Consider the following 4,554-nt stretch of genomic DNA (forward strand, 5'->3'; position numbering starts at 1 on the left):
TATTAGGATTTACAGATACAGGTCTAATACCGGGAATTTCTGCAGCAGGGGCAACTCCAAAAGACCGCCAATATACTTGTTTGGCAGATGTGGAATTTTTATATAACGGTTTTCAACCACAACCCAAATATCCATTACCACCCCTTGATGCTGGTGCTTCTCCAGTTTTAATCACAAAAGCAATTGTTGATGCTCTCAATATTCCTCTCTACTTATTTAATGCTGGTTTAACTCATCAACCCACTGTACCAACAATTAATTTGGGAGGTACTCCAGCTCGTTGTTTAACTTCTGGTCATGCTTTAGATATGGCAACTGTTGAACATTTACTGGAAGCTGGAAAGAGTTGGGGATATAAGTTAGCTGCTGAAGCAAAAGATAGCTATTTAATATTAGGAGAATGTGTAGTTGGAGGTACAACTACAGCTTTAGCAATTTTATTAGGTTTAGGTATTGCTGCTGCAGGCAAAGTTAATAGCAGTCATCCTCAATGTAATCATGCTCAAAAGTTGACTGTGGTGCGCCAAGGTTTACAAGTTTCTGGTTTTAATTCTGTACCTCCCCTTTCACAACCCCTAAAATTGGTCGCTGCAGTGGGAGACCCGATGCAAATAGTAGTAGCAGGAATGGCAATGACAGCAAGTCTCAAAGTAGGGGTGATGTTAGCTGGTGGTACACAAATGTTAGCTGTTTATGCTTTGATGCAAGCATTAGCTGCAAAATATTCTTTATCTTGGTTGCCTGAGAATATTGTGGTGGGAACAACTCGATGGGTTGCTGAAGACCCGACAGGAGATACTGTGGGGTTAGCTAGAGAAATTGGTATTGTGCCTTTGATGGCAACAAAAGTTAGTTTTGCTGAGTCTTGTTATCCTCAATTACGAGCTTATGAACAGGGGTATGTTAAAGAAGGTGTGGGTTGTGGAGGATGTGCGATCGCGGCTCATTTATATAGAGATTGGAGTCAAGACCAGTTGCTTCAAGCTGTTGAAAGTTTGTTTTTATAGGGAGATGGGGAGATAGGGAGATGCTAATCAAACATAGCATTACTATTCCGAAACGGTATTAGTGGGACTTACACAAAATAAAGCGATAAAATAGGCTCAAATATAGATAGGCAGAGGCTTTTACGTCAAAAAGGTATAAATTATGAATTACTAAGGGTGCTAGCCATTTTTAACGCATCGACGTAATTCCCTTGTCTAGACTGACTTTGACGCATGTTTCCTACCAAAAAATTTCTAAGTACCATTAGTTATAATATATATCCCCAGAAAATAAACTTGCTTTTTATTTAAGATAAGCTAGAGTTGTAAAAGTCACTGAAAAATCATTTTTCGTATCTTTGGCATGAAAATTTATTCCCTGTTCCCTGTTCCCTGTTCCCTGTTCCCTGTTCCCTACTGTGTGCAAAAAGTCTATATCTTTTTCGGAGAGGTCTAATAGTTTGTTTGTAGTTGGGTTTTAGCCCAATAAATACTTTTCTGATACCAATTCCTCAAAAAAATGCTATACTTATTGAATACTTCAGTCATTAAGTAATAATAATGGTTCAGCAATGTTTTTAGCCATTATTTGTATGAAGTAAAGATATCTTATTTTAATTCCAAATTTTAATTCCAAAGCTGCTTCTTATAGCAATTGTGTTGATATGCACTCCAACCTGCCTCTGGATGGTCTTGGTCTGCCATCAATAACACTTGAGCATGAAGGATTTTCTTTGCCGGACCATGACCATTATGGCTAATATCCCGTAATTGTTGCCGTTGGCGTTCGCTCAGATAGACTTTGTACTTAATCTTAGAATTACTCATAGGACATCCTGGGTCATAATTTTTACCCACAATTTTAGTCTAGATGCGCTACTACTGTTGGGTTTACCCTGCGGGTAAGCTACGCTAACGTTCCTCAACCCAACCTACACCTAGAGATGTCTATATGCAAAGACAATACCGATCACTGATAATTATTGTTTATTTTTGCAAGAGGTCTAATGCTAGATTTGGCGTTGGTAAATTAGTGTATAATATTAATCTTAACTACTTAGAAGTCAGGAGTCAGTCCTCAGAAGTTAGGAGGGAAGAAATAAGAAGAAAGAGTAGTAGAAGAGAAAGTTTTTTGTTCACTAATTATCTGGACATTATATCATACCTAAAATCACCAACGCCGTAATTGGTAAGATGATTTTCTACTAGGGGTGATACCCATCACTTACTCTGGTTAGATATTTAGAGGTATCAGAAACAGATTACTCTTAAAGTTTCATCTCTTGATTTACCAACGCCCTAGATTTTTCTACATCATTTTCTGAGTTTAACACAGAACGTTCAGGTTTTGAACCCGAACTTGGTGGAATGTTGCGACAAAAAGGAGTTTACGTTGATGAAATTACCTGTATCGGTTGTAAACACTGCGCTCATGTTGCCCATAATACTTTTTATATAGAATCAGATCATGGGTGATCGCACGTTTTTCAGCAAGATGGCGACCCTGAAGAATTAATCCAAGAAGCGATCGACACTTGTCCTGTAGATTGTATTCACTGGGTTGATTATACCAAACTAAATACTCTGGAAGAAGAGTGCAAGTATCAGGTTATTCCTATTTGTGGTGGTCCTGTGGATAGTGGAGTAGCTCGTATTGCTAGTCATAGAAATAAGCAAAATGCAGATAAAAAGAAGATTTGATTCTTTTCATTAATTCCTGTAGGGTGCGTTAGCGAGAAGATTAATTATGCTCAAGTCTAGTGGAGAGGGCGATCGCGTAACGCACCATTTCAATGTTATAGCAGTCGAAGCAAAAGTTATACCAAATTGATATAGCAATGTGCGCTGGCATATTTACAAATTACAGTAACTGTCCAATAGCTAAAAGCCTGATATTATCGGTTTTTTATTCCCCCTGTTGCCTGTTGCCTGTTGCCTGTTGCCTGTTGCCTGTTGCCTGCGCACAGCGCTATAAATGTTTGCTACGAATAGCTAGGGTATTTCTTAACTTATCTTTTTCGTCAAATAGTCATTTCCAATAAATTCTTTCTATCGACTCCAGCAAATAACCATCAATCTCTCAAACTCTCCAACACCTCATCCGTAAACGGATTTTTCCCTGCCTGGAGCGCTTCGATCCATTTTTGCCGTTGTGCTTTTTTCTTCTCATTACTCGTCCATTCTACAGATACCTGAAAATCTGCGATCGCTCCTTTAATGTCCCCAGTTAAAGCCCTGGCAAGTCCCCGACTATTAACAATCGAGCCATTTTTAGGGCTAAGGGTGACTGCTTTCTCACAAGCAAACATAACATTAGCAGCTTTTTCATAAAGACTGCCAAACCAACAGAGAGTATCCCAATTCTTAGCATAAATTTGAGTAGGGTAGATTTTTTCTGCTTGTTTGTAAGAGGAAATTGCTTCCTTAACTTTACCCTCTTTCACAAGCTTCCTCCCTTGTTCCAATAACGCATCTACTCCCTGATATTTGGCTTTAGCTTCTGGATCGATATTTTTTAGATTAGGAATATATGCCACTTTGTCAAGCTCTTTTGCTCGTTGATACTTTTCTACTGCCACCTCTATTTTTCCTTCTCTTGCTAATTTCGTACCTTCCTCCATCAGCTTTTCTGCCTCAGCTAATGATGCTGCAAGAACTTTTGGCTTGAGGTTGAGGTCGGGATTCCATTTTAGTGCTTTCTCAAAGAAAGCAACTGCTTGCTCAAGTTTTTCTGCTTCTCCTTTACTTTCCCTTGCTAGTTTCTCTCCCTTAGTTATCCAACTGCGAGCTACTACTTTTATGCGTTTGTCAGTTTGGCAAATCTTGAGTTTTTCTAATTCCTGGGGGTGGGTAATCAGGTAATCATTTAACCACTCGCAACCACGTTTGGTTAAATCTTCTATCCGCAAATCTGTCCACAACTTCACCGTGTTGTCAGCACTTGCAGAAGCAATAGTCTCTCCATCGGGGCTAAATGCTATATCGAAGACCCAATCCTGGTGTCCCTTCAGAGTCTGCAAAAACTGCCCCTGGCGGTTCCACAATTTCACCGTGTTGTCAGCACTACCAGAAGCAATAGTCTCTCCATCGGGGCTAAATGCTATACCGTAGACAAAATTCTCATGCCCCTTCAGAGTCTGTAACAACTGCCCCTGGCGGTTCCACAATTTCACCGTGTTGTCAGCACTACCAGAAGCAATAGTCTCTCCATCGGGGCTAAATGCTATACCGTAGACAAAATTCTCATGCCCCTTCAGAGTCTGTAACAACTGCCCCTGGCGGTTCCACAATTTCACCGTGTTGTCAGCACTACCAGAAGCAATAGTCTCTCCATCGGGGCTAAATGCTATACCGTAGACAAAATTCTCATGCCCCTTCAGAGTCTGTAACAACTGCCCCTGGCGGTTCCACAATTTCACCGTGTTGTCAGCACTACCAGAAGCAATAGTCTCTCCATCGGGGCTAAATGCTATACCGTAGACAAAATTCTCATGCCCCTTCAGAGTCTGTAACAACTGCCCCTGGCGGTTCCACAATTTCACCGTGTTGTCAGCACTACCAGAAGCAA

At 40.4% G+C, this 4,554-nt stretch carries 3 protein-coding genes and 1 pseudogene; 2 read left to right on the plus strand and 2 right to left on the minus strand.

The features are described from left to right. Positions 1-1,007: nicotinate mononucleotide-dependent phosphoribosyltransferase CobT (cobT, locus tag D5R40_RS30590; protein ID WP_124155701.1), on the plus strand; the 1,007-nt coding region annotated here is incomplete at its 5' end. A 606-nt stretch (positions 1,008-1,613) separates the two neighbouring features. Here cobT and D5R40_RS30595 read toward each other — a convergent pair. Beyond that, positions 1,614-1,814, minus strand: coding sequence for a hypothetical protein (locus D5R40_RS30595; protein ID WP_153183426.1), 201 nt, complete (start codon positions 1,812-1,814; stop codon positions 1,614-1,616). Between the two features lie 507 nt (positions 1,815-2,321). On the opposite strand from D5R40_RS30595, the pseudogene D5R40_RS40325 reads away from it, so the two are divergent. Beyond that, positions 2,322-2,687: pseudogene (locus D5R40_RS40325) on the plus strand (ferredoxin); the annotation flags it as partial. Between the two features lie 371 nt (positions 2,688-3,058). On the opposite strand, the gene D5R40_RS30605 reads toward D5R40_RS40325, so the two are convergent. Then, positions 3,059-4,554: WD40 domain-containing protein (locus D5R40_RS30605; RefSeq protein ID WP_445974457.1), on the minus strand; the 1,496-nt coding region annotated here is incomplete at its 5' end.

The sequence above is a fragment of the Okeania hirsuta genome (assembly GCF_003838195.1).
In the GTDB taxonomy this organism is placed as follows: Bacteria; Cyanobacteriota; Cyanobacteriia; order Cyanobacteriales; family Microcoleaceae; genus Okeania; species Okeania hirsuta.